Origin of the sequence: Thermococcus nautili, from assembly GCF_000585495.1 — an archaeon.
In the GTDB taxonomy this organism is placed as follows: domain Archaea; phylum Methanobacteriota_B; class Thermococci; order Thermococcales; family Thermococcaceae; genus Thermococcus; species Thermococcus nautili.
In genome coordinates, this window is sequence record NZ_CP007264.1 from 1,402,550 (window position 1) to 1,423,955 (window position 21,406).

Here is a 21,406-nt window from a genome sequence, read left to right on the forward strand (position 1 = left end):
CACCAACCCTTTTTAACTCCGGAAATTAAAAACCCACCGGTGATTGATATGGACTGCACGAAGGATTACTGCGTCAAGGACATCTCCCTTGCCCCGAGCGGGGAGAAGAAGATTGACTGGGTTTCGCGCTTCATGCCCGTTCTCCAGACGATAAGGAGGGAGTTCGAGAGGGAGAAGCCCTTTAAGGGCGTCAGAATCGCCACGACGCTACACCTTGAGATGAAGACGGCCTTCCTGCTCCTGACCCTTAAGGCCGGGGGAGCGGAGGTTTCTGCCGCCGCCAGCAACCCGCTGAGCACTCAAGATGATGTCGTCGCCGCATTGGCTAAAGCCGGCGTCAAGGTCTACGCGATTAGGGGCGAGAGCAGGGAGGAGTACTACGAGAACATGCACAAGGCTCTGGATATAAGGCCCAACATCATCATAGACGACGGCGCGGACATGATAAGCACCGTTCACCGCGAGAGGCAGGAGTTAATAGACGAAATCTGGGGCGCGAGCGAGGAAACAACGACAGGGGTAATAAGGCTCCGCGCGATGGAGAAGGACGGGGTTCTGAGGTTCCCAATCATAGCGGTCAACGACAGCTATACCAAATACCTCTTCGACAACCGCTACGGAACCGGCCAGTCCACATGGGACGGCATAATAAGGACAACCAACTTGCTCGTCGCCGGAAAGAACGTCGTCGTTGTCGGCTACGGCTGGTGCGGAAGGGGAATAGCGATGAGGGCGAGGGGCCTCGGCGCTACCGTAATCGTTGTTGAGGTTGACCCGATTAGGGCCTTGGAGGCGAGGATGGACGGCTTCCTCGTCATGGACATGAAGGAGGCATCCAAGATAGGAGACATCTTCGTTACCTCGACGGGCAACATCAAGTGCATTCGCAAAGAGCACTTCGAGCTCATGAAGGACGGCGTCATAATGGCCAACGCCGGCCACTTCGACGTTGAGATATGGAAGCCCGACCTTGAGGAGCTCGCCGTTGAAATAAGCGAGCCGAGGCCCAACATCAGGGAGTACAAGCTTAAGGACGGAAGGAGGCTCTACCTCTTAGCCGACGGAAGGCTGGTCAATTTAGCGGCAGCAGACGGCCATCCGGCGGAGATTATGGACATGAGCTTTGCACTGCAGGCGAAGGCGGCGCAGTACATCAAGGAGAACCACGAGAGGCTTGAGCCCAAAGTTTACGTCCTGCCGAGGGAGATTGACGAGATGGTAGCGAGGATTAAGCTGAACGCGATGGGAATAAAGATTGAGGAGCTCACCGAGGAGCAGAAGGAATACCTTGAGAGCTGGGAGCACGGGACGTAGGGAAGTACAGGAAGTACGTTTCTTCTCCATTTCTTAACTCCCCGGCCTTCAGTAGAGTTCGCGTGTCCCAGGGGGACATTAGAACAACCACCTCTGGGGCTTCGTCGTCCCACTCAAGTTTGAGGAGTATCGGCCTTTCAACCGGAAACCCGCCGGACAAGGTGAATGTAACGCTCCTTTCCATCCTCTCAGATACATCGAGAATAAATGAATCGCCGGCCTTCATGGTGGTGCGGAGGAGTAGGTATGACTTTTTAGCGGGTAGTACCTGCTCATTCTGGTCCTCTCTAAAGTGAAGCGCAAATGCCACGGTGGCAAAGAGCAGAAGCGGTGGCAGGAATGCCAGGGGAAGGACGTTCCGTGGGGTTTTTCCGAGGGAACTGCGCCATAGGAGCAGGACCGTCAGCATTATTCCGAGGGGCAGGGGGACGAGAACTTCACGAAGGGACGATATGAAGAGCCTTTCACTCTCCTCACCCTCAACAGACTTAACGTCCCCCTCGAGCCACGTTATAAATAGCGCCAGCAGGAAACCAGTGAACAGCATAATTGCTCCTGGAACGTACCTGTCGAGCAGGTTAAAGTCTATCCCAAAGACTGCGGGCAGAAGATACAGAACCAGCGCCAGGAGGAACGGCTTGAGGAGGTCTCCGGTCAGGTAAACGTAGATGAGCGCGGGAACGATGACAAGAAAGATTCCCAAGAGCAGGGGAGAGACGGGAATTCCAAACCGGGCCCCAATGTTGCCGGCGAGGAACCTGACAACGTCCGTCAGCGAAGCCAGCCATGCCAGCGGGAGCAATGAGACCAGAACGGCGAGCTTGAGTGAATTCGTTGAGACCCTAAAGCGCAAGGGAGACACCCCCAAGGACTTTTTTCAGGGCTGTGCTCGGACTTTCCTGGGAGGGAACCCACTCCACCACGGGCACGCCAAGCGTTCCGGCCAGCTTTCGCTTGTGGAGACGGGAAAGGTACATGACGTCCTTATCAATCGCCCCATACGGGTTGATGTCCACGAGAAGAACCCTGCAGTTAAAGGTTTTCCTGAGCTTTCCAACGGCGTCCCTCAGCTCAGAAACGTTGTAGGGGGTAACGTTGGTTATGATTACCGCGAGGTCAACTTTTCCAGCCCTCTTTGAACGCTCCACCGCGAGGGGCATCGGTTCGGGGTTAGGGGACGGGCCGGCGGAGAGAACAGCCCTCAGAAAGCTTGAAAACGCCTGAGTTCCAGTTCTGGGTGTTACGAACCTTCCAGAGCCCGCCAGATACAGGCCGACCCTCAGGTTTGCCTTGAGGAGGGTGTGAACAAGGGAAAGCGACAGACTTAGGGCGCTTTCGAGGGCCCCGCTGAAGACGTCCCCAGTTCCCATCTCGGTCGTCGTGTCCGCGTACACCATGACGGTTGCCATACCCTCGGGCTCGTACTCGTTGACAAGGGGAACTCCAAAGCGGGCGGTGGCCTTCCAGTTGATTGCATTGAGGGGGTCCCCGGGCTGATACTCCCTAATCTCCTTAAAGTCCCGGGAAGATATTCCCTTGCGGGAGAGAACCACCGGCAGACCACGCCTTTTAGCCCGGATACTCCGCAGGGAACTCGCCCTGAGACTACCAATGGCCGGTCTGGACTCTATCGTAACCTCGTCTCCGAATATCCCGTAGTTCGCCCCGAAGAGTCCAAGGAAGTCCCTGCCTATGACCTCCACGGGGGAGATTGAGTGAACACCCCTCTTTCCGGGGGAGACCTCGTAGGAATACTCGACCTGAAGAACCTCACCGGGGAGCTTTACGAAAACCCTGCGGTTTCGGCCGTGAACCTTAAGCCCGGGAGAGACAACGTCCCCGATGAACACCAAACCCGCGCCCCGCTCAACGGTGAGCCTAACGTGAACCCTGGCGCGCCGGCCCACGGCAAGGTTTCGCGCTTCCACAGTTCTTTCAACGTGAAAACCCGATGGCAGGTCGGAGAGGAGGGAATACGCAAGGATTGACGCCGGGATTAGGCTCGCGTATGCCAGACCAAGAACCCCAGTGAAGAGCGCGAGTGAGAACGGCGCAAGGGTCGCGAACAGCAGGACGTCCATCCGCCTCATGAGTCAACCCCCGAAAAGCCGAGCCTTCTAAGGGTTTTCCTGAGAATTTCAAGACGTCTGAGCCTCTCATCGTCAAGCCTTTTCTCAACCACCCAGGGAGGAAGGAGGGGCGAAAGCCTTGGAGGAGCGTACTCCACTATCGGCCTCACGATTTCACGGAGCTGGACCTCGGCGAGGCCTTCAGGAGCGTTTCGGATTAAAAAGACCGTCAGAGGAACCTTGTCCCCCTTCTCAACGAACGCCTCGATGACCCTTCCAAGCTCCCTTGAGTAGTAGTCCTCCCGAACGCCTCCGGACGGCAGTGGGAGTGGTTCAACCCGGGACTTCTTGCTAAGGTGTGCGGAGACGTAAGTTGAGACGGCGTAGGTCAGGTAGAGGATTAATCCGCTCATGGTCAGCAGGATAAGGAAACGCAGTGCTCCCCTGAGGGTTGGATACGCAAGCAGGAACGAAAAGACGGCCCCAACAAGGAGGAACGCGAGGAATTTCCTCTCAATGAAATCGTTATCGAACATTACCCTAAGGAGGTAGGCCAGGACGTAGGAAACAGCGACCCACGCGGTAATCCCGACGAAAAACCACTTGTACCAATGTGAGCCGGTATAGAGGAGGAACGCAAGGGAAGCCACACCCCACCCAGCGCCCCGAATGAGGAGGTCGTGATACCTTCTTGCGTATCTGGCGAACATTGCAACTCCCGCACCTATACCAAGGAGTATGGACGGGACGGGTTCCTTCATGAACATCAGGCCAATCACAGCCCAGGTAAAGGCCGTTGAGAGGATTGAATTGACCTTACTCTTCTCCATCACCGAACACCCCCAGTCTCTCAAGGGCTTCCACGAACTCCATGAAGTCGCGACTCTCGAGGGGACGCTCCGCGTAGTCAGCTAAAACGAAGAGGGACGCGATTGTCTCAAGAGCAGGGTCAGCGAGCCCCTTTCTCCTGAGGGCGCGGACTATCTCAAAGGGCGTCCTCCTCTCGGTGGGCACTCCCAGGGACTCCACGTAGGGGAGAAAATGCAGGTTGTAGGCCCTAATCACTGCCTCGCGCGGGGGAAGAACGTGGAACTCAAAGCTAACGTCCTCCGCCGAGAAAACGTGAGTCCCGACGCCCGGCCGAAGCTCAAATGCATCTCCCCTGCCAAGGGGCTCGCCATCGAGGAAAGCCTCCGCGGGCCTGTTCAACACGACCCTTACCGGCTCGTTGGGCAGAAAAACCCTCCTGGCCGGGCTGAGAACCCTCAACGGCTCAATGTAAACCTGACGGGACGGCAGGGATAGCTCTGGGAGGTTTTTACGCTTCAGCACAACGTAGGCAATGCCAGCAACCAGGAGCAGGCCCGATGCAAGCTTCATGATGCGGGAGATGTTAAGGGAATGTTTTGCCCCGGACTCAGAGGATGTCGTTTCCTTTCCGTTCTCCACTGGAGGAATTTCAAGGGTTTCGTTGAGGGGCAGGTACAGGTCATCACCCCGATACACTATCCTAACCGTCCCCGTGGCGTTACCGATTCTCAGATAGGCGTAACCCGTCTCATCCGTCGTCAGGTTCAGGCTCAGGTTTCCTACGGTAACCGTTATCGTCCTGTTGGGCAGGGGATTGCCGTTCCAGTTGAAGAAAATTGCAAGGGTCCCGTTCAGGCGCTTAAGTTCAACCTCGGGAACCCGCTTTATTGTAACAAGGGGGTCGCTGTTGGAAGGGTAAGCAAGGTAGCCCCTGTAGTGGGCAACGATGTGGTAGCTTCCCGGCATCTCACCCTCGGGGACGACCGCCGTCAGGTTAAACGTGCCGTTGCTGACCCGAACAACGCCGACTATAGTGCCCGTTGTGTTCTTCGTCCTGTTGAGGGTTACGGTTACAAGGCCGTCCCGCACGGGGCTTCCATTCGGGTACATCACTGTTCCTGTGAGGGGCATTCTAAGGTCGCCGTTGCCCGAGAGGACAGCCGGATATTTCGTTATCTCAACAACGGGCTTTTCAAGGAGCGCCACCCACATAAGGAGAGCTGTCCTGCCGGTTTTGTTTGATGTGAAAATGAAGACCGGGTAGTAGCCGGGGGTGTAGTTTCTACCAACTGGAGGGACCTCAAAAGTGTAGGTTATTACCGAGCCGTTTTCAGTCCGGGAAATAATCCTCAGAGGCAGGCCGGAGGTGTAGTTGAGCGGGCCCGTGAAGTTGGTATAGACCGTGAACTCCTTCGAGACCCCGTAGGTCGTCATAACGATTGGGGTTTCAGTGTCGAGGCGGTATCTGGGCTGGCGGTTGACCCCCTTGAGGGGAACCGGGCCGGACGGGCTTTCGACGTAGGGGAGGTAGTAGGTTCCCCTGTACCAGACTATCATATCAAAATCCCGGGGAAGGTTCCAGGAGAGTAGGGGGACACTCCTCGCGGGTCTTTCAACGCATACCAGCATTGGGTCCTTCGGGAGGATTGCAACGGGACAGCGAGTTTTCTTGTCGGTGGGTTTGAAGCCGAAGTCGGACGTCGGAACGCCCGGGCGGTAGTTGCCCCCTCCAAAGGAGTTCGGGTTAAACGAACCCATCTGGGTCGACCTTGAACCGGCCTTTGTAAGGCTCTTGGAGGCTTCCATGAAGAGCCCGCTGAGGGCGTTTCTTGTTTTACCCCCTCCACCGGCGGAGGAGCCCTCGTACCCAAGGGTCAGGGTCGCGAGGAGGATGAGGAGGAGCAACAGCAGTGCGTATCTTTCACGCCTCATCGTCGTCTCCCTTCGGCACAGGAGTTTTCTGGAGGGCGCTCAGAACCACGTCCCTGCCGGTAACACCTTCAAAGGCATGTTCGGGTTTCACAACTATCCTGTGGGCCAGAGCATCAACGGCGAAGGCCTTCACGTCGTCGGGAATCACGTAATCCCGGCCCTCCATCAGGGCGTTGGCCTTGGCAATCTTCATTAAGGCGAGGGCACCCCTCGGGCTCGGCCCTGCCTCAACCCTGCCGTCCGAACGTGCCGTTCTCACGAGCATCGCGATGTAGGTCAGGATTTCCCTCCCGACGAAGACGTTCTTCTCAACGAGGTTCTGCATCTCCAGGAGGGTTTCCCTGTCAATCACGGGTTCCAAGTCCTCAGTCGGGTCGTCCTTACCCCAGCGCAGACGGGCTTCCATAATGGCTATCTCATCCTCAAGGCTCCGGGGATAGCCAACGCTCAAACGGAGGAGAAAGCGGTCGAGCTGGGCCTCCGGGAGGGGATACGTTCCCTCGAACTCTATGGGGTTCTGGGTGGCTATGACGAAGAACGGCCTGTCGAGTCTGTGGGTTTCGCCCTCTATCGTTACCTGCCTCTCCTCCATGGCCTCAAGCAGTGCAGACTGGGTTTTTGGAGGGGCACGGTTTATTTCATCCGCGAGCAGAACGTTGGTGAAGATTGGCCCCTTAACGAGCTCAAAAACGCCCTTATCGTGGCGCCACACCTTTGTTCCGGTTATGTCCGCAGGAAGCAGGTCGGGAGTGAACTGAATCCTCGTGTAACTGAGCCCCAGCGTTTTGCCAAACGCCTTCGCGAGCAGTGTCTTTCCAAGACCGGGGTAATCCTCAAAGAGAACGTTTCCGTTCACGAGGAGAGCCGTGAGAGTCTTTCGAATGGGCTCCGTATTTCCGATGTAAACGGTGGAAATCTCCGACACGATTTCATCCACAATGCTCCTGAATTCACCGGGCTCCACTCCATACACCTCGCATGCATTTTCAGTTTACCATTGACGCTTGAAAACAACAGCCATTTTTAAAAGTTACGGAGTATTTGGATTTATAAGTCGTGCAGGAGGAGTACAAAGTGTGATGCCCATGAACTTCGAACCCTTCAAAATAACCCCCGTCGGCTTCGTGAGGAAGGAACCGGAAACGCACATCGAAATCCTGCCCGAGTTCTGGGAGGCAACGGAGGGCCTCAGGGAAGGTGACTGGGTCAAGCTCGTCCTCTGGTTCCACGGGAGCGACACGCCCGCAAGGAGAAGAATCCTCAAGGTGCACCCCTACGGGAACCCAAAGAACCCGCTCACCGGCGTTTTTGCCACGCGCTCGCCCTACAGGCCGAATCCAATAGCTCTTTACACCGTCAGAATTCACCGCATCGAGGAGGGCAGGCTCTACATAGACGAGATTGACGCCCTCGACGGAACGCCGGTGGTGGACATCAAGATTTTCGTCGAGCGCTACGACTGCCCCAAGGAAGTGCCGATAGAGGAGCGGGAGGCCGAGATAAGGGCAGGTAGAATGATTGGAGAGGTGAACATAATCCCGAGGAAAGCCGAGCATCTGGACGAGCTTGAGGAGGTTTCGCCGGAGGAATACGACGCGCTGATACTCGAAATCGGCCCGAAGACGACGACGTTGACGGCTAAAGAACTTGTCGAGCTCATCGATGCCCTCAATGAGGTCTACGAGAGCCTGCCGGTGGAGATAAGGGACAAGCTCAGAACACGTGGAGCGCGCTCGCCTTGAAGCTGGCGTAGACCTCCTTTCCCTTCTCTATCCCGAGTTCGAGCATCGATGAGCGGGTTATGAAGGCCGTAAGGATTATATCGCCGAGGGAAAGGTGAACCCTCACGAGCGGGCCGAGCTCCTCGATTGACTCAACAATCGCTTTAAACTCGTTTCTGGCGGAGCTCCTTATTGGCTCGGTCGAGATTATTATGTCCTCCGGTCTTAAGCCGACCCGGACCCTTCCTTTAGCTTCGACCGGAAGCTCAATCTCAACGCCGTTGACCCTGAGCTTTCTCCCTTCGGCGATTCCCTCAATTATGTTCTCGAAGCCGAGGAAGCGAGCAACTTCCTCGCTCACCGGCCTTGAGAAGACGTCCCTGACCTTACCAACCTGAACGAGCCTGCCGTCGAGCATCACCCCAACGCGGTCGCCGAGGCTTATGGCTTCCTCAAAGGAGTGAGTCACGTGCAGAGCTGTGAAGCCCAGCTCTCGCTTCCAGCGCTTCATCTCGGTTAACAGCTTCGCCCTCGTCTGGACGTCGAGGTTCGCGAAGGGCTCGTCGAGGAGGATTAAAGGTGGCTCGACGACGAGCGCCCTCGCTAAAGCTACCCTCTGTTGCTCCCCACCGCTCAGCGTCCTCGGCTTTCTGTGGAGGAGGTGTTCTATCTTTAGAACCTCGGAGATTTCTCGCACTTTGCGCTCTATTTCGGGCTTTGGCACCTTCCTGACCTTAAGGCCGAAGGCTATGTTGTCGTAGACGCTCATGTTGGGAAAGAGAGCGTAGTTCTGGGGGACGTAGGCTAAACCGCGCTTCTCGGGCGGGAGGTCCGTAACGTCTCTCCCGCCGAGGTAAACCCTCCCCGAGTCCGGCTCTATTATCCCCGCGATTATCTCAAGGAGAACCGTCTTTCCCGCACCGCTGGGCCCGAGGATTATGAAGTGCTCGCCCTCTTTAACCTCGAGGGTTATATCCCTGAGGTGGAACTCCTTCCAGTCCTTGGAGATTCCCTCAGCCCTGAGCATTGGCACTCCTCCCGACAATCCAGCGGAGCAGGACGAATATCGTGAGGCTTATCGCGATGAGTATAACCGAAATCGGCCTCGAAGCCCTTAAACCGTAGTTGTTGAAGTACTCCATGACGAGAACCTGGGCGGTCTTTGGATAGTAAGCGACGATGAGTATGGCTCCAACCTCGCTTATGGCTCGAGCCCACGTCATTATGGCCCCGCTCGCAACGCTGGGAAAGGCTATCGGCAGGGAGACCGAGAAGAAGACCCTTAAGCGGGAAGCGCCGAGGGTTCTCGCGACGGCTTCAACCTTCTCGTCCACAGCCAAAAAGCCGTCGCGCGCGGCGTTTATCGTGAACGGCGCCGAAACGAAGAGCATCGCCGCGATTATGCCGGTGTAGCTGTCGAGTATGGCGTTCGAAAAGGTGACGAGGAGCATTATGCCGACGACGGAGTGGGGGATTACGATTGGGACGTCAACGAGGGCCTGAACGAGGCTCTTTCCCGGGAAATCCCTTCTGGCCAGAACGTAGCCGAGGGGGACGCCGAAGAGAAGCGCTATCAGCGCCGTGGCGGTCGCCGTCAGGAGGGAATTTCTGAGGGCCTCGGTTACGTAGGGGTCGTGGAGCGTCTTGACCAGCATCCCCAAGTCCGAGAGCTGCTTGGCGAAGATAACCACTAACGGAAGGGCAATGTAGACGATTAGAAAGCTTCCCAGCGACGCGAAAAAGTAGAGGGTGTAGTCGCGCCTCATGGCCATCCCCAAATTGGAAGGGAGAATAAAAAGCTCACCCCTCAACCTTCACCTCGTCCTTTATCTCCTCGGGGACGTTGCCGAACGCTATCGGCGGCCAGATGAAGTCCTGGTAGTTGGCCTTGAAGACGTCCCTCCCCTTCTCGCTCAGGAGGTACTTGAGGAACTCCATCGCAAGCTCCCTGTGGGGCGCGTCCTTTGGAACTGTGACGCCGTAGACGATGGGCTTGGCCTTGATGACCTTTCCAGTAGAACCGATGTATATGCTCACCTTTCCATAGTAGTCGGCCATCTTGAAGTCCTTGAGGTTTATCTCCTTGGGGAGCTCGATGTACTTCAGGTGGTGCTGCTCGGCGACGCTCTTGTAGATGAAGAAGTAGTCGAGGCTTCCGCTCTCGACGAGGCCCGTCAAATCGGTTTCCTTCGGCCTTATGACGACCTTGTCGTTCTTCACCTGGATTTCCTTCGGAGCAACGATTAGGGAGCTGTTGTAGTAGATGTTGGTGTTCTTCTCGACGAGGGTCTCAAATATGGGCTTGCCGTAGTAGTAATCCGCGAGCTTCATGACCATTACCGAGCGGTAGCCGCAGGGGTCCTGGTTGGGGTCGGAGAAGCCGAAGGTGACGCCGGGCCTCGCGAGGATTTCGTACCAGTTGTCGGAGTTAATCTCGTCGGCGTACTTGCTCTTCTCGGTGAAGGCTATGACTATCTCGTTGGTCGCGAAGAGGACGTAGAAGTCCGTGTAGTTTGGCACCATGAGCTGGGGGATGAGGGTGTAGTCTGCGACGGCAACTATGTCCGCCTTCTTCCCGAGGTCGGTGACCTTCCTCACCGCCGCGACACTACCGCTGGCCTCGTCCTGGAAGGTTACCTTAACTCCAAGGTTCTCTTCGGCGTACTTCGCAAACTCGTCTTCCAGCTGCTTGAACGGGACGCTCAGCGAGCCCGCGTGGAAGATTATCAGCGTCTCTTCCTTGAGGGAGCTCCCAGAGCTTCCGGAGTCATTAGAACCACCGATGCACCCGGAGGCAACCAGGGATAGAACCAGCAGGGCGATTAAAGCCAGACCCGTCCTCCGCATTGAAACCACCAAATGAATGGGCAAAACCGTGTATTTAAACGTTATGCGCAAACAGGACTGTTAACGTAAACGGAAGTGTTTTCGTGAATTAACGCCCCAACGAAACCTTTTATCAGGTTTCGACCCGGGATTATAATGAAGATTCAAAAGGTTCAATTGTTGCACCGCGAACTAACCACGATGCAACTTCTCCCGCATCTCAACGAGCCCCTCAACGAGCTCCCGGAAATAGGAGTAGAACTCGCTCTCGCGGAGCTTCTTCACAGTTCCCCAGAACTCGTCGAGGTTCCTGAAGCCGGCCTTCTCGTACTCGTAGGCCTGAATCAGCATCTCCAGCCTATCGGCGAACTTCACGAGCTTTCCTTCAAGGCTTGACTCCTCCTCGTACTCGCGCCAGAGTTTGAAGTACTCTTTCGGTTCTGGGGAGGAGAGCAACAGTTCCATAACCGCTTTCTTCTCGGCCTTGCCCTTGTCAAGGTAGTACTGGGCCGTCTTCGGGATATCGGTTATCCTCGACTCGCCGACGTCGTGGAGGAGCGCTATCTTCAGGGCCTTCTCGACGTCGATTTCGACCCCTTTCGCCTTCAGCTCGTCCGCGAGGAAGAGAGTTATTAAAGCGACGCGGTAGCTGTGCTCGGCCACGCTCTCCGGGTTTGGAACGCCCCTGAGGAGCCAGCCCGTCCTTGGGAGCCTCTTGAGGTTGCCGAGCTCGATTAGGAGGTCGAGCATGCTCACTCCTCCGTCGTGAAGAGGGCCCTCTCGGTCTCGATGGCGGTCGCTATTATCGCGTCGCCGAGGAAGCGACCGTAGACCTTAACGGTGTCGCCCTTCCCTATGCAGGGACTCCCCGCGAAGTCAACCCTTACCCCGTGGATTTTGAAGGTCGTCCTCCAGCTCGGCAGTTCCATCGGCAGGAACTCGATGACGGGCTTGTCCTCGATTTCGCCTTCGAGGACGACGTTTTTGCCCCTCAGCTTCCCGTTCAGGTCATCGGGGGTGACGACGTAGTAATAGTGATGACCGAGCTTGACGCGCCTCATGCCAATCACCTTTAAATTCAACCGCTGAGTTGAATTAGGGGGTGAAGAGATGATAAAGGTTGCGATAATCGGTGCCGAAAACGTCGGCAAATCAACCCTCATGAACGCACTCGTGGGCGGGAAGGTGAGCGAGGTAGAGGATTTGCCCGGGACGACGAAGGGGCTCGTGAGGAGGCGCTTTGGAAAGCTGAAGATACCCAAGGGCATGAAGAACCCCTTTGGAGGGGCAGATGAGTTCGTGCTCATAGACACGGCAGGACTCTTCGACCCGAGGCTTGAGCTCCGCGGGAAGGTCCTCAGCGAGGAGAAGTTCAGGGAGCTCATAGACGAGATAGTCTCGGCGGACATAATAATCCACATGGTCGACGCGACCGTCGGCCTTCACAGGGGCATGGAGAAGCTCCACCACATGCTCAAGATGCGCTACGACAAGCCGATAATCGTGGTTATCAACAAGATTGACCTCGTTCCAAGGGAGCGCGTGGAAGAGCTCAGGAAAATCATAAAGAAGAGGCTGGAGCAGGAGCCGCTGGCGTTATCGCTGGTTACCTACGAGGGCTTCAACGAGCTCCTTGAAAGGATTGCCCACATGGCGATGTACGTCTAATCACTCCTCCGGGAACTCTGGACAGGGGCATATCATGACGTAGACCTTCCTGTGCCTCGGCCCGTCGAGCTCGACGAAGAGAATCCTCTGCCAGGTTCCGAGGTGGAGCTCAGCCTGGTCTATGGGGACGACAACCTCGGGGTTGAGGAAGATGCTCGCCTTTATGTGCGCGTGCGCGTTCCTGTCAATCCTGTCGTGGGCGTAGCCGGCCCCCATCGGCACGAGCTCGGCCATCTTGGCCTTGATGTCCTCGATTAGGCCCGGCTCGTACTCGTTTATGAAGAGGCCCGTCGTCGTGTGGTGGGTGAAGACGACGGCTATGCCGTGCTTTACCTTGGAGCGGTAAACGAGTCTCTGGACCTCATTCGTTATGTCAACAACCTGACAGCGCTCCCTCGTCTCGATACTTATCTCGTACAGCACATCCATCACCCCATCTCGGCGAGGAGTTTCCTCAGCAGGGCTTGAACATCAAGGTTCTCATTGAAGGCAACGGCCCTTAAAACCACCGCCGTCTCGTAGGCGTTGAGGAGCTCGAATTTGCCGGCGCGAACCTCCGATTTCAGAATGGAGTAAACCTCCTCAACGGCGTCCCTAAAGAGGGCATCGTTGGAGTAGAGTTCCTCCCTTGACAGAAGGAGTGAGACCAAATCCCTGAGGAAGTCAAGCCTGTTTTCTCGCCTTCCCACCAGCGACCTGAGCCTTTCCATTCTCCAACCCCTTTAACTCTTCGTGAAGGGCCTTTATGAGGATTTCTGACATGAGGAGTGAGGCAAAACGCCTATCCCTGACCTCAAGGGCCGTGTCTATCGCCTTCTCAACGTCACCGCGCTTGAGGTAGTGGTGGGCAACGTCGGCCATCACAACGGAGCGGAGCCTCGGACTCTGGAGGGCGAGGCCTATCCTCCTCGCAGACTCAACGTCGCCCGTGAGGATGTAAAAGCGCGCCACCTTCGCCCAGACCTCCTCGGAGCGGGCGAAGCGGGCTATCGTGTTCACTAACTCCCTCTTCTCCGGCGTCGGCTCCTCAAGGATGCGGTTCATCAGGGCCTTGCCGACCCTTGAGGATTCACCCTCGTTCAGGGCGCTCAGGAAATCCCCTATGGCGGAAGGATTCTTGTCGAGGAGGTCGAGGGCAACGCGCTCAAAGAGGCTTTCATCGCCGAGCTTACGGAGCAGGTGAACGGCAAGCTTTCCCCTGCCGGCGAGGGCAAGGGCCGTTGAAAGCTCCGATATGAAGTTCTCACCGAACTTCTCGGACAGCTCCTCCGTGAGGGCGGTAAAGGAGTCAACGTACCGCTCTATGACACCGAGTTCACTCAGCCTGAATGCCAGCTCCTTGAAGGCCTGCCTGGCCCACTCGCGGGAGCCCATTTCGCGGACGGCTGAAAAGGCCCCCTCGTAACTGCCGAGGGCAACGAGCGCCTTTGAGAGCTCAAGGAGCGCCTTCGAGCGGTAGGGCTCGTCGGTGATGTACTCAAGGGCCAGCCGTATCTTCCTGAGCCTGTAGGCCGTCTTAATCGGGTTCACCTCAAGGGAGCGTGAGATTCCCCGGACGAGGGAAACGAGCGTTGACTGCCTGAGCTTAGCGTCGGATATCTCGACGGCGAAGGTTATCGCTTCCCCAACATCCCCAAGGGTTAGAAGTGCCAGGGAGGCCGTTTTGAGGAGTTCGTCCCGCTGGAGAGGGCTTAAATCCCGGGACTCCGAGAAGACCCGCGCGAACACCTTCCGATATGCTCTAATCCTCGCCCTGCCCAGGGAGACGCCGATTGAGAGCAGGACCTTGAGCATTTTGAACGGGTCATCTATTGACGTCAGGGACTCGAAGGCGCTGAGAAAGGCGCGCTTGTAGAGGGGATGGCCCTTTCTCGCGAGCTCCTCACCTATTCTCGCATAGGTGACAGCCCTGACGTAGGGGTCTGGGATATCCCCCGCTGATTCAAGCACCTCAACGACGAGCATTGCAACCACCGGCTCAGGCTTGTTTGACTTACTCGGAAGCTTTTTAAAAGCTTACCCAAAGCGCAATCCATGTATGGAGTAATATTAGGCAAGAATCCCGAGCTGGGAAGGGCGGAGTTCTTCTCGTTCGCGAGACGTTTTGGTCTAAAGGTCAAACCTATCGAGGAAGGAAAAAACTGGATTGTTTTCGAGTCAAAACCTTCAATAGAGAGGCACTTCCGCTGGCTCGGCGGGTCGCTCAAGCTCGTGAGAATCGTCGGAGAAGGCGATGAAGCGATAAAGGACCTCGAATACGCCAAGCTCTTCACGGTCAGCCTCTACGGAAGGGACGACTGGAGGCTCTGGCGGAAGCTGGGGAGCGCCGTAAAGAGGGAGTTCAAGAGGGAAGGCCCGGCAAAGTTCTTCAAGCCGGCAAAGGTCTACTCCATGCCTGCCGAGCTGATTCTGAAGGGTTTTCCAGAGGTCAAAGACATTGTCTTCCTGTTCCGCGACGACGGGAGCTTCCTCGTGGGCGAGACGGTCAAGGTTACCGACCCCTTCGAGCTGAAGAAGCTCGACGTGGAAAGACCGGTTCAGAGGCCAATCCTCTCGATTCCGCCGAGGCTGGCAAGGATAATGGTGAACCTCACCGAGGTAAGAAAGGGCCTCTTCCTCGACCCCTTCTGCGGCATCGGGACGGTCCTTCAGGAGTTCGTCCTCCAGGGGTTGCCCGCTTACGGGAGCGACCGCGACCCAGAGAGAGTGAGGGAAGCGAGGCGGAACATCGAGTGGCTCAGAAAAGAGTTCAGGCTCAGGAACTCGGCGAGGATAGAGGTATGCGACGCGAGGAAGCTGAAGCGCTGTTTCCGCGAGCGCTTTGACGCGATAGTTACCGAACCCTACCTCGGGAAGCCCTTAAAGAGGAACCCTGGCAGGGGCGAGGCTATAAAGCTTGCCAACGAGCTGGACAGGCTGTACTTTTCAGTCTTCGATAGCTTTAGCGATGTGCTCAAGAGGAACGGGAGGGTCGTCTTCGTCTTCCCTGCATACAGACTGAGGGACGGGAGCATCTACCGGAAGGAGCGGAAGTGGCTCGGAAAACTGGGCTTCGAGGTTCTATCGAGGCACCTCGACTACGAAGAAAGGCACCGCTTAGTTAGGGACATCCACGTAATAAGAAAAAGGAGTTAAGAGAGCTCCTCGACGGGGAGCCTCATCCTGCTCGAAGCCAGCAGGAGGAGTATTCCGAGCAGAGCCATGCCGAGGTAGATTATCATGCCCGTCGTGACGCTGTGCACGAGGACGAACATGACGTTCGGGGCTACCGCGTTGGCGGAGTTCGAGATGAGTCCCAGGGCGAAGCTGGCCTCGGGGTAGATTTCCTTCGGGTAGGCCGCTGGAGCCGTCGTCCAGAAGGCAGGACCCGTTCCCTGGACGATTCCGGTTATCGCTATTCCAAGGAGTGCCAGCGTGTAGTCGTTTGCGCTTATGGCTTTCCAGACGAGGAAGAGTCCCACGAAGGTTACCGCGTAGGAGAGCGTCATGACGCTGACGATGGCCTTGAACAGACCGCGGTTGCTGGTGTTCTTAACCGAGAGGCGGTAGCCGAGGTAGCCCATGATTATTGACCAGAGACCCATCGAGACCTCAAGGGTCATAACGAGGTTTGCCACCTGGGAGTCGCTGAACTCCACGTTGTGGAGCGTGAAGGAGCCGAGGGTGAAGATAATCCACAGGGCCGGGAAGAAGGTGAAACCGAAGACCCAGGTGAAGGGCATCTTCCAGACGTTGACCCCCGAGGAGTGCTTCTCCTTGGGAATCTCGAAGTCCTCGACGAAGAGCCACCAGATTGCGAGCATGACGTACATGAGTACGGCCGAGATTAGGAAGGCTTCCCTGACCGATGACCAGCTCGCGTCGCTTCCACCAGCCCACTTGGCGAGATTTATGCCGTAGATTCCACCCCAGAAGATTCCGGACAGGATTACACCCTTGGCGAAGGGCCTCTCGGCCACGAAGAGTCTTCCAATCTGGTTGCTGAAGACCGCTATGAGAGCGACGATAAAGCCCTGGAAGAAGCGGAGCGCTACCACACCCCACCAGCTGGGCATGAAGGGAATCAGGAACTGCGGAATCGCGGCGAAGCTGACGATTAAAGCCACACTCCTCTTGAAGGAGCCCTTGAAGAGGCTCGTTCCGCCGAGGAGGAACGCGACGAAGAGGCCGACGACGTAAGCGGTCTGCTGGTAGCCCATCATTGCCTCGGTGATGCCGTAGTGCGTCAAAACCGCGTTCTTGAACTTCTCGAGCATGTGCATCGTTCCAAAGCCCGAAGCAACGAGAAGTGTGTTAATCAATACCGTTGACCACCTCTTGTCCATGACAACCACCCCTAGAGCTTTCCAAGCAGCATCAGGACGCCGAAGACTATGAAGAGCACCCCGGCGCCTTTGTGTATCAGTTCCATCGGGAGGACGTCCCCGATGGCATCCCCCAGCAGGGCACCGATGAAATTAACGGCCGCGAGCCCGAGGATTGCACCGAGAAAAGCAGTTTTCCAGCCGTACTTGGATGCGAAGGCTATCGTCGTCAGCTGTGTCTTATCCCCGAGCTCGGCCAAAAAGATGGCAACGAAGACGGCGATGAGATTTTCCATCGAACCACCTCACAGCTTGGAGAGGGCCTCCTTCATTCTCTCCATAGCTTCGATGAGCTTGTCCTTCTCGGTCGCGTAGCTTATCCTGACCCATCCCTCGCCCTGCTTTCCGAACGCCGTTCCCGGAATGACCACGACGCGCGCGTTGTCGAGGAGCCAGTCCGCGAAGTCCTCGCTCGTCATATCGAGCTCGGGGTCAATCTTGACCCATATGTAGAACGCTCCCTTGGGCTTGAAGGGCTGCAGGTGGGGCATGTCGTTGAGGTACTTGAGGACGAGCTTCCTCCTCTCGTCGTAGACCTGCCTCATCCTCTCAACGGCTTCCCAGCTCCTCTTGTCGCGGAGTGCAGTTATGCCCGCAATCTGGACGAAGGACGTAACGTTACCGACGACGTAGGCGTGGAGCTTAATCATATCCCTGATGACCTGCTTAGGGGCTATGGCGAATCCGAGGCGCCAGCCGGTCATGGCGAAGGTCTTCGAGAAGGAGTTCGCGAGAATCGTGTTGTCCGGAGCGTACTTAATCATCGGGTAGTGCTTTGCCCCCTCGTAGAGAAAGTGCTCATAGGGCTCGTCGCTGAGGATGTAGATGTTGTAATCCTGGGCTATGTCGGCTATGGCCTTGACGACGGACTTCTTCATAACGGCTCCGGTCGGGTTGTTGGGGTAGTTGATGACAATCATCCTCGTCCTCTTCGTTATCGCCTCGACGAGTTCATCAGGGTTGAGGCGGAACTTGTGCTCCTCGCGGAGGGGAATCCTGATGATTCCGGCCTCGGCTATCTTGGCGTCCTCCACGTAGCAAACGAAGGCAGGGTCCGGGATGATAACGTCATCGCCCTGCTCAAGGATGCTCTGAAAGGCGAGGTAGGTAGCCTCGTAAGCGCCAGCGGTGACGAGGATGTTGTCAATATCAACATCAACCTTGTAGAAGTCCTTGTAGTACTCCGCTATGGCCTCCCTAAACTCGGGAATACCCGCGTTGGGCGTGTAGTGAGTGTAGCCCTCGTCGAGGGCCCTCTTCGCGGCGTCCTTAATCACCTCGGGCGTGTCGAAATCGGGCTCGCCGATTCCGAGGGAGATAACGTTTTCCATCTTCGAGGCCTTCTCGAAGAGCTCCCTAATCTTCGAGCGCTGGATTATGTTTATCCTTCCGGCGAGGAAGTATTTTCTCTTCTTGTAGCGCATTCCTCATCCCCCCGGGCACTGCGGGGGTGTGAAAGGGGCGGTATATAAATCTATCCTTAACTGAACGTTGAAAAAAGGCCGGTTTTACCTACAAAACTTCGACGAGAGCCGATTTTTCAAAAAAAGTTTTCGCGATTTCATCGGGACAGTCATCGAGGGGGAGCTCCTCCAGCCCCAGTTCCTCAAGAATCCTCCTCGCGTCATCCTCACTCCCAAAGACCACCAGGAAGTTCTCACCCGGCTTTGCACCTACCTGTTTGATTGCGTCCTTAATCTGGAGCGTTCCGGCGAGGCGGAGGAGCAGTTCTCCACCAAGGGTCTTCGCGTGGTTGGTTCCCCGCTCAAATGCCCTCAGAGCGAGTATCGATGCGAAGGCAACGGCCTTCCAACAGCCAGTATTGACCAGCTGAACGTTTCCCCCAAGGTAAGGGATGACCTCCTCAACGTTTCGAACCGAGACCCTCGCAATGAAGACCCCATCCGTTACGCGAATCACTTCTGAACCACCGTCTTTTCGTTTAGACCACTACCTTAAAAGGGTTTTTCAAAAAACTTTTGAAAAAGATAATATAAGAATATTAACACAGAAGCACAAAGTATTTAACTAATTAATCACTACCTATCCCAGCGGCTCAATGGACGTGGTGGTGCAGGAATGAGCAGGATGAGAATCATAAGTGTCCAACTTCCGCAGGGCCTCATAAACGCTATGGACCAGCTTGTTAAGAAGGGTGTCTATCCCAACAGAAGTGAAATCATCCGAGAGGCCATTCGCGAGCTTCTAAAAAAGGAACTGTACCGCCTTGAGACCGAAAACCGCTCAACGCCTGACTACATTATAAAATAAGCCGCTTGAATAAGGCCTAAAATAAGGAATAAAATCAGCTCACACTCAACGCTGGGGGTTGGGGCGATGGTGTTTAAACTGCTTGAGCAGGCGGGAATAAAGATAGACCTCGACGACGAGCCAAAGAAGCCAAGGATGGAAGAGAGCCTCATGGAGGATGACGACGACCTGATAAAGATTGTTATAGTTGGTGTTGGTGGCTCCGGCAACAACACCATAACGCGCCTGTACGAGCTCGGCGTCCAGGGGGCGGAGCTCATAGCGATGAACACCGACGCGCAGGCGCTGAAGCACGCGAAGGCCCATAAAAAACTCCTCCTCGGTAAGGAGATAACGCAGGGTAAGGGCTCCGGCGGAGACCCCGAGATAGGCTACCGCGCGGCCGAGGCGAGCGCCCACGAGATTGCCGAGACCATCGGCGACGCCGACCTCGTCTTCATAACCGCCGGAATGGGCAACGGAACCGGAACCGGTGCGGCACCTGTTGTGGCGAGGGTCATTAAGGAGCGCGCCAGGCACAACGGTAGGTTTAGGGAGCCCCTTGTCGTGAGCGTTGTAACGTTCCCGTTCAAGAACGAGGGCAAGCTGAGGATTGAGAAGGCCAAGGCGGGAATAAAGGCGCTCCTCTACTACTCGGACACCGTTGTAATAATCGAGAACGACAAGCTCCTCCAGCTCGTTCCGAAGCTCCCAATAAACGCGGCCTTCCGCTTCGCCGACGAGATAATAGCCAGGATGGTCAAGGGCATAACCGAGACGATTAAGCTCCCGTCGATGGTAAACATCGACTTCGCGGACGTTTACAGCGTCATGAAGAACGGTGGAGCGGCTTTGATTGGAATAGGCGAGAGCGATTCGAGCAACAGGGCCGTTGATGCCGTCAAGAACGCCCTCCAGAACAAGCTCCTCGACGTCGAGTACGGAAGCGGTGAGAAGGCACTCGTCCACTTCACTGTCGGCCCGGACGTCAGCCTTGGCGAGATTAACGAGGCAATGAACATCGTCTACGAGAAGCTCGGCGAGAAGAGCGAAATCAAGTGGGGAGCAAGGATTGACGAGGACATGGGCAAGATGGTCAGGGCCATGGTGATAATGACCGGCGTCAAGAGCCCACACATTCTTGGAGGCGAAACGGCACTCCAGCTCGCACCAAAGGAGTCCCTCCTGCCCGCAAAGCCCAAGAAGACCTTTGAGTCCTTTGAGGACAAGCTCTACAAGACCATAGCCAGGAGGGAGGAACCGAAGGGCGGGCTTCCACCCTACGTGAGCAGGGTCCTTGACGACTTCGAGGACCTTTCCTGACTCTTTTAACTCATTCGGGTGAAAACCATGGCAGTGGTAATCAGCGTTGCCAATCAGAAGGGGGGAGTCGGGAAGACAACCCTGACGATGAACCTCGGCTACGCACTGGCCGATATGGGAAAACGCGTCCTGCTCGTTGATGTTGACCCGCAGTTCAACCTGACCTTTGGTTTAATCGGAATGAGGGTTCTCGACTACGCCGAAAGGCACGTCGGAACGCTGATGACGAGGGAGAGCGAAATTGATGAGAGCCTGATAAGCGTCCGGGAGAACCTCGACCTCATTCCGAGCCACCTAAACCTCTCGGCCAAGGAAATCGAGATAATCAACGCCTACAACCGCGAGAGGAGGCTTGAGAAGGCCCTACTACCGGTTCTGCCGGACTACGACTACGTTCTAATAGACAACCCGCCGAGCATGGGAATCTTCCTCGTCAACTCGCTCACCGCTTCCGACTACGTGCTCATCCCGCTCGAGCTCAGCTACTTCGGTGTCATAGGAATGCAGCTCATGTTCAACCTCATGAGGATGATTCGCGAGGAGACCAACGAGAATCTCAAACTGCTCGGACTGGTTCCCAACAAGTTCACCAAGCAGACCAAGGTTCCGAAGCTCCGCCTCAAGGAGCTCAAGGAGACCTACCCGGACGCACCGATACTCACGACGATTCCAAAGGCAATAGCCCTTGAGAAGGCCCAGAGTGAAGGTAAGAGCATATTCGAGTTCGACGGCAAGAGTCGCGCCGCGAAGGCCTTCCTAAAGCTCGCGAAAGAGGTGGTTGAGATTGCCGAGGGATAAAATTCCAAAGCTCTTTGACGGCTCGATAGACGAGCTCACGAAGCCGACGAAGCCGAAGCCCAAGAAGGAGCGCAACCTGAAGAAGGAGAAGATGCAGAAGACCCTTTACGTCAGCAGGGACATGAACATGAAGCTCATCCAGCTCTACGCCGAGGAAGGGAGGAGGCAGAGCGCCATCGTTGAAGATGCTGTCAACCTCTACTACTACCTCCGCCTTGCCCTTGGGGAGAAGAAGTTCGAGGAGCTTTTAAGCGCCGTGAAGAGGGAGGACCCCGAGTTCCTTCGTGATTACATCTCAAAACTGAGACCCTGAACTCAGGGCCCCACCCCG

The 21,406-nt window shown here is 56.1% G+C and carries 25 protein-coding genes; 8 read left to right on the forward strand and 17 right to left on the reverse strand.

Features of this window, described 5'->3' with window-relative positions; genetic code table 11:
* Window positions 1–48 precede the first annotated feature (48 nt).
* Window positions 49–1,314, forward strand: a complete 1,266-nt coding sequence (locus tag BD01_RS07680) for an adenosylhomocysteinase (RefSeq protein WP_042691625.1) — start codon at window positions 49–51, stop codon at window positions 1,312–1,314.
* Here the strand turns inward: BD01_RS07680 and BD01_RS07685 are convergent.
* The 5 genes from BD01_RS07685 to BD01_RS07705 are packed head-to-tail and all read right to left on the reverse strand — an operon-like array spanning window position 1,265 to window position 7,089.
* Entirely contained in the window at window positions 1,265–2,176 is a 912-nt protein-coding gene (locus BD01_RS07685) for a hypothetical protein (protein WP_042691628.1), read from the reverse strand. The two genes, BD01_RS07680 and BD01_RS07685, sit on opposite strands and share 50 nt — an antisense overlap.
* Window positions 2,157–3,404, reverse strand: coding sequence for a DUF58 domain-containing protein (locus BD01_RS07690; RefSeq protein WP_042691631.1), 1,248 nt, complete (start codon window positions 3,402–3,404; stop codon window positions 2,157–2,159). Before BD01_RS07690 ends, BD01_RS07685 begins: the two co-directional genes overlap by 20 nt.
* The gene (locus BD01_RS07695; RefSeq protein ID WP_042691634.1) at window positions 3,401–4,213 is read right to left on the reverse strand and encodes a hypothetical protein; all 813 of its coding nucleotides are present in this window, start codon (window positions 4,211–4,213) and stop codon (window positions 3,401–3,403) included. Before BD01_RS07695 ends, BD01_RS07690 begins: the two co-directional genes overlap by 4 nt.
* Window positions 4,200–6,125 (reverse strand): DUF4129 domain-containing protein, encoded by a 1,926-nt coding sequence (locus tag BD01_RS07700; RefSeq protein WP_042691636.1) that lies wholly within the window; start codon window positions 6,123–6,125, stop codon window positions 4,200–4,202. The genes BD01_RS07695 and BD01_RS07700 overlap by 14 nt, the downstream gene beginning before the upstream one ends.
* Window positions 6,115–7,089, reverse strand: coding sequence for an AAA family ATPase (locus BD01_RS07705; RefSeq protein WP_042691638.1), 975 nt, complete (start codon window positions 7,087–7,089; stop codon window positions 6,115–6,117). Before BD01_RS07705 ends, BD01_RS07700 begins: the two co-directional genes overlap by 11 nt.
* A gap of 121 nt (window positions 7,090–7,210) precedes the next feature.
* Here BD01_RS07705 and tsaA point away from each other — a divergent pair, with 121 nt between their 5' ends.
* Entirely contained in the window at window positions 7,211–7,867 is a 657-nt protein-coding gene (gene tsaA, locus BD01_RS07710) for a tRNA (N6-threonylcarbamoyladenosine(37)-N6)-methyltransferase TrmO (RefSeq protein WP_042691641.1), read from the forward strand.
* On the opposite strand, the gene wtpC is transcribed toward tsaA, so the two are convergent.
* The 5 genes from wtpC to BD01_RS07735 form a co-directional block, all read right to left on the reverse strand.
* Entirely contained in the window at window positions 7,839–8,873 is a 1,035-nt protein-coding gene (wtpC, locus tag BD01_RS07715) for a tungstate ABC transporter ATP-binding protein WtpC (RefSeq protein WP_042691642.1), read from the reverse strand. The two genes, tsaA and wtpC, sit on opposite strands and share 29 nt — an antisense overlap.
* Window positions 8,860–9,612 (reverse strand): tungstate ABC transporter permease WtpB, encoded by a 753-nt coding sequence (gene wtpB, locus BD01_RS07720; RefSeq protein WP_042691645.1) that lies wholly within the window; start codon window positions 9,610–9,612, stop codon window positions 8,860–8,862. Before wtpB ends, wtpC begins: the two co-directional genes overlap by 14 nt.
* A gap of 34 nt (window positions 9,613–9,646) precedes the next feature.
* Window positions 9,647–10,693: a tungstate ABC transporter substrate-binding protein WtpA gene (gene wtpA, locus BD01_RS07725; RefSeq protein ID WP_042691648.1), complete on the reverse strand. Its 1,047-nt coding sequence runs from the start codon at window positions 10,691–10,693 to the stop codon at window positions 9,647–9,649.
* 171 nt (window positions 10,694–10,864) lie between these two features.
* Window positions 10,865–11,422: an HD domain-containing protein gene (locus tag BD01_RS07730; protein ID WP_042691651.1), complete on the reverse strand. Its 558-nt coding sequence runs from the start codon at window positions 11,420–11,422 to the stop codon at window positions 10,865–10,867.
* Window positions 11,423–11,424: 2 nt separating this feature from the next.
* Window positions 11,425–11,733, reverse strand: coding sequence for a hypothetical protein (locus BD01_RS07735; RefSeq protein ID WP_042691654.1), 309 nt, complete (start codon window positions 11,731–11,733; stop codon window positions 11,425–11,427).
* A gap of 49 nt (window positions 11,734–11,782) precedes the next feature.
* Here BD01_RS07735 and BD01_RS07740 point away from each other — a divergent pair, with 49 nt between their 5' ends.
* Complete coding sequence (locus BD01_RS07740) at window positions 11,783–12,340, forward strand: Era-like GTP-binding protein (protein WP_042691657.1); 558 nt, start codon at window positions 11,783–11,785, stop codon at window positions 12,338–12,340.
* Here BD01_RS07740 and BD01_RS07745 read toward each other — a convergent pair whose 3' ends face one another.
* The 3 genes from BD01_RS07745 to BD01_RS07755 are packed head-to-tail and all read right to left on the reverse strand — an operon-like array spanning window position 12,341 to window position 14,305.
* Complete coding sequence (locus BD01_RS07745; protein WP_042691660.1) at window positions 12,341–12,769, reverse strand: secondary thiamine-phosphate synthase enzyme YjbQ; 429 nt, start codon at window positions 12,767–12,769, stop codon at window positions 12,341–12,343.
* A complete protein-coding gene (locus BD01_RS07750; RefSeq protein WP_051482185.1) occupies window positions 12,769–13,050 on the reverse strand; it encodes a hypothetical protein in 282 nt (93 codons plus the stop codon). Before BD01_RS07750 ends, BD01_RS07745 begins: the two co-directional genes overlap by 1 nt.
* A complete protein-coding gene (locus BD01_RS07755) occupies window positions 13,004–14,305 on the reverse strand; it encodes a hypothetical protein (RefSeq protein WP_042691663.1) in 1,302 nt (433 codons plus the stop codon). Before BD01_RS07755 ends, BD01_RS07750 begins: the two co-directional genes overlap by 47 nt.
* Before the next feature lie 69 nt (window positions 14,306–14,374).
* On the opposite strand from BD01_RS07755, the gene BD01_RS07760 reads away from it, so the two are divergent.
* The gene (locus tag BD01_RS07760) at window positions 14,375–15,475 is read left to right on the forward strand and encodes a TRM11 family SAM-dependent methyltransferase (protein WP_042691665.1); all 1,101 of its coding nucleotides are present in this window, start codon (window positions 14,375–14,377) and stop codon (window positions 15,473–15,475) included.
* Here BD01_RS07760 and BD01_RS07765 read toward each other — a convergent pair.
* The 4 genes from BD01_RS07765 to cgi121 all read right to left on the reverse strand — a co-directional run bounded on the left by BD01_RS07765 (window position 15,472) and on the right by cgi121 (window position 18,624).
* Entirely contained in the window at window positions 15,472–16,665 is a 1,194-nt protein-coding gene (locus tag BD01_RS07765; protein WP_042691667.1) for an MFS transporter, read from the reverse strand. The two genes, BD01_RS07760 and BD01_RS07765, sit on opposite strands and share 4 nt — an antisense overlap.
* An 11-nt stretch (window positions 16,666–16,676) precedes the next feature.
* The gene (locus BD01_RS07770) at window positions 16,677–16,940 is read right to left on the reverse strand and encodes a TMEM165/GDT1 family protein (protein ID WP_042691669.1); all 264 of its coding nucleotides are present in this window, start codon (window positions 16,938–16,940) and stop codon (window positions 16,677–16,679) included.
* 9 nt (window positions 16,941–16,949) lie between these two features.
* Window positions 16,950–18,128 (reverse strand): pyridoxal phosphate-dependent aminotransferase, encoded by a 1,179-nt coding sequence (locus tag BD01_RS07775; protein ID WP_042691671.1) that lies wholly within the window; start codon window positions 18,126–18,128, stop codon window positions 16,950–16,952.
* A gap of 88 nt (window positions 18,129–18,216) precedes the next feature.
* Window positions 18,217–18,624: a KEOPS complex subunit Cgi121 gene (gene cgi121 / locus BD01_RS07780; RefSeq protein ID WP_051482186.1), complete on the reverse strand. Its 408-nt coding sequence runs from the start codon at window positions 18,622–18,624 to the stop codon at window positions 18,217–18,219.
* Between the two features lie 159 nt (window positions 18,625–18,783).
* Between cgi121 and BD01_RS07785 the strand changes: the two genes are divergently transcribed.
* From BD01_RS07785 to BD01_RS07800, 4 genes are all read left to right on the forward strand, one after another.
* A complete protein-coding gene (locus BD01_RS07785; RefSeq protein ID WP_042691673.1) occupies window positions 18,784–18,975 on the forward strand; it encodes a ribbon-helix-helix domain-containing protein in 192 nt (63 codons plus the stop codon).
* Window positions 18,976–19,041: 66 nt separating this feature from the next.
* Entirely contained in the window at window positions 19,042–20,277 is a 1,236-nt protein-coding gene (ftsZ, locus tag BD01_RS07790; protein WP_042691675.1) for a cell division protein FtsZ, read from the forward strand.
* A gap of 27 nt (window positions 20,278–20,304) precedes the next feature.
* Entirely contained in the window at window positions 20,305–21,075 is a 771-nt protein-coding gene (locus BD01_RS07795) for a ParA family protein (protein ID WP_042691678.1), read from the forward strand.
* Entirely contained in the window at window positions 21,062–21,388 is a 327-nt protein-coding gene (locus tag BD01_RS07800; RefSeq protein ID WP_042691681.1) for a hypothetical protein, read from the forward strand. The genes BD01_RS07795 and BD01_RS07800 overlap by 14 nt, the downstream gene beginning before the upstream one ends.
* Window positions 21,389–21,406 lie beyond the last annotated feature (18 nt).

Excerpts from the sequence above, each read along its gene's own strand:
- BD01_RS07680 (WP_042691625.1), top strand. The coding sequence starts at position 49 with ATGGACTGCACGAAGGATTACTGCGTCAAGGACATCTCCCTTGCCCCG.
- BD01_RS07690 (WP_042691631.1), bottom strand. The coding sequence starts at position 3,404 with ATGAGGCGGATGGACGTCCTGCTGTTCGCGACCCTTGCGCCGTTCTCA.
- BD01_RS07695 (WP_042691634.1), bottom strand. The coding sequence starts at position 4,213 with ATGGAGAAGAGTAAGGTCAATTCAATCCTCTCAACGGCCTTTACCTGG.
- BD01_RS07700 (WP_042691636.1), bottom strand. The coding sequence starts at position 6,125 with ATGAGGCGTGAAAGATACGCACTGCTGTTGCTCCTCCTCATCCTCCTC.
- tsaA (WP_042691641.1), top strand. The coding sequence starts at position 7,211 with ATGAACTTCGAACCCTTCAAAATAACCCCCGTCGGCTTCGTGAGGAAG.
- wtpC (WP_042691642.1), bottom strand. The coding sequence starts at position 8,873 with ATGCTCAGGGCTGAGGGAATCTCCAAGGACTGGAAGGAGTTCCACCTC.
- wtpB (WP_042691645.1), bottom strand. The coding sequence starts at position 9,612 with ATGAGGCGCGACTACACCCTCTACTTTTTCGCGTCGCTGGGAAGCTTT.
- wtpA (WP_042691648.1), bottom strand. The coding sequence starts at position 10,693 with ATGCGGAGGACGGGTCTGGCTTTAATCGCCCTGCTGGTTCTATCCCTG.
- BD01_RS07730 (WP_042691651.1), bottom strand. The coding sequence starts at position 11,422 with ATGCTCGACCTCCTAATCGAGCTCGGCAACCTCAAGAGGCTCCCAAGG.
- BD01_RS07735 (WP_042691654.1), bottom strand. The coding sequence starts at position 11,733 with ATGAGGCGCGTCAAGCTCGGTCATCACTATTACTACGTCGTCACCCCC.
- BD01_RS07740 (WP_042691657.1), top strand. The coding sequence starts at position 11,783 with ATGATAAAGGTTGCGATAATCGGTGCCGAAAACGTCGGCAAATCAACC.
- BD01_RS07745 (WP_042691660.1), bottom strand. The coding sequence starts at position 12,769 with ATGGATGTGCTGTACGAGATAAGTATCGAGACGAGGGAGCGCTGTCAG.
- BD01_RS07750 (WP_051482185.1), bottom strand. The coding sequence starts at position 13,050 with ATGGAAAGGCTCAGGTCGCTGGTGGGAAGGCGAGAAAACAGGCTTGAC.
- BD01_RS07755 (WP_042691663.1), bottom strand. The coding sequence starts at position 14,305 with ATGCTCGTCGTTGAGGTGCTTGAATCAGCGGGGGATATCCCAGACCCC.
- BD01_RS07760 (WP_042691665.1), top strand. The coding sequence starts at position 14,375 with ATGTATGGAGTAATATTAGGCAAGAATCCCGAGCTGGGAAGGGCGGAG.
- BD01_RS07765 (WP_042691667.1), bottom strand. The coding sequence starts at position 16,665 with ATGGACAAGAGGTGGTCAACGGTATTGATTAACACACTTCTCGTTGCT.
- BD01_RS07770 (WP_042691669.1), bottom strand. The coding sequence starts at position 16,940 with ATGGAAAATCTCATCGCCGTCTTCGTTGCCATCTTTTTGGCCGAGCTC.
- BD01_RS07775 (WP_042691671.1), bottom strand. The coding sequence starts at position 18,128 with ATGCGCTACAAGAAGAGAAAATACTTCCTCGCCGGAAGGATAAACATA.
- BD01_RS07785 (WP_042691673.1), top strand. The coding sequence starts at position 18,784 with ATGAGCAGGATGAGAATCATAAGTGTCCAACTTCCGCAGGGCCTCATA.
- ftsZ (WP_042691675.1), top strand. The coding sequence starts at position 19,042 with ATGGTGTTTAAACTGCTTGAGCAGGCGGGAATAAAGATAGACCTCGAC.
- BD01_RS07795 (WP_042691678.1), top strand. The coding sequence starts at position 20,305 with ATGGCAGTGGTAATCAGCGTTGCCAATCAGAAGGGGGGAGTCGGGAAG.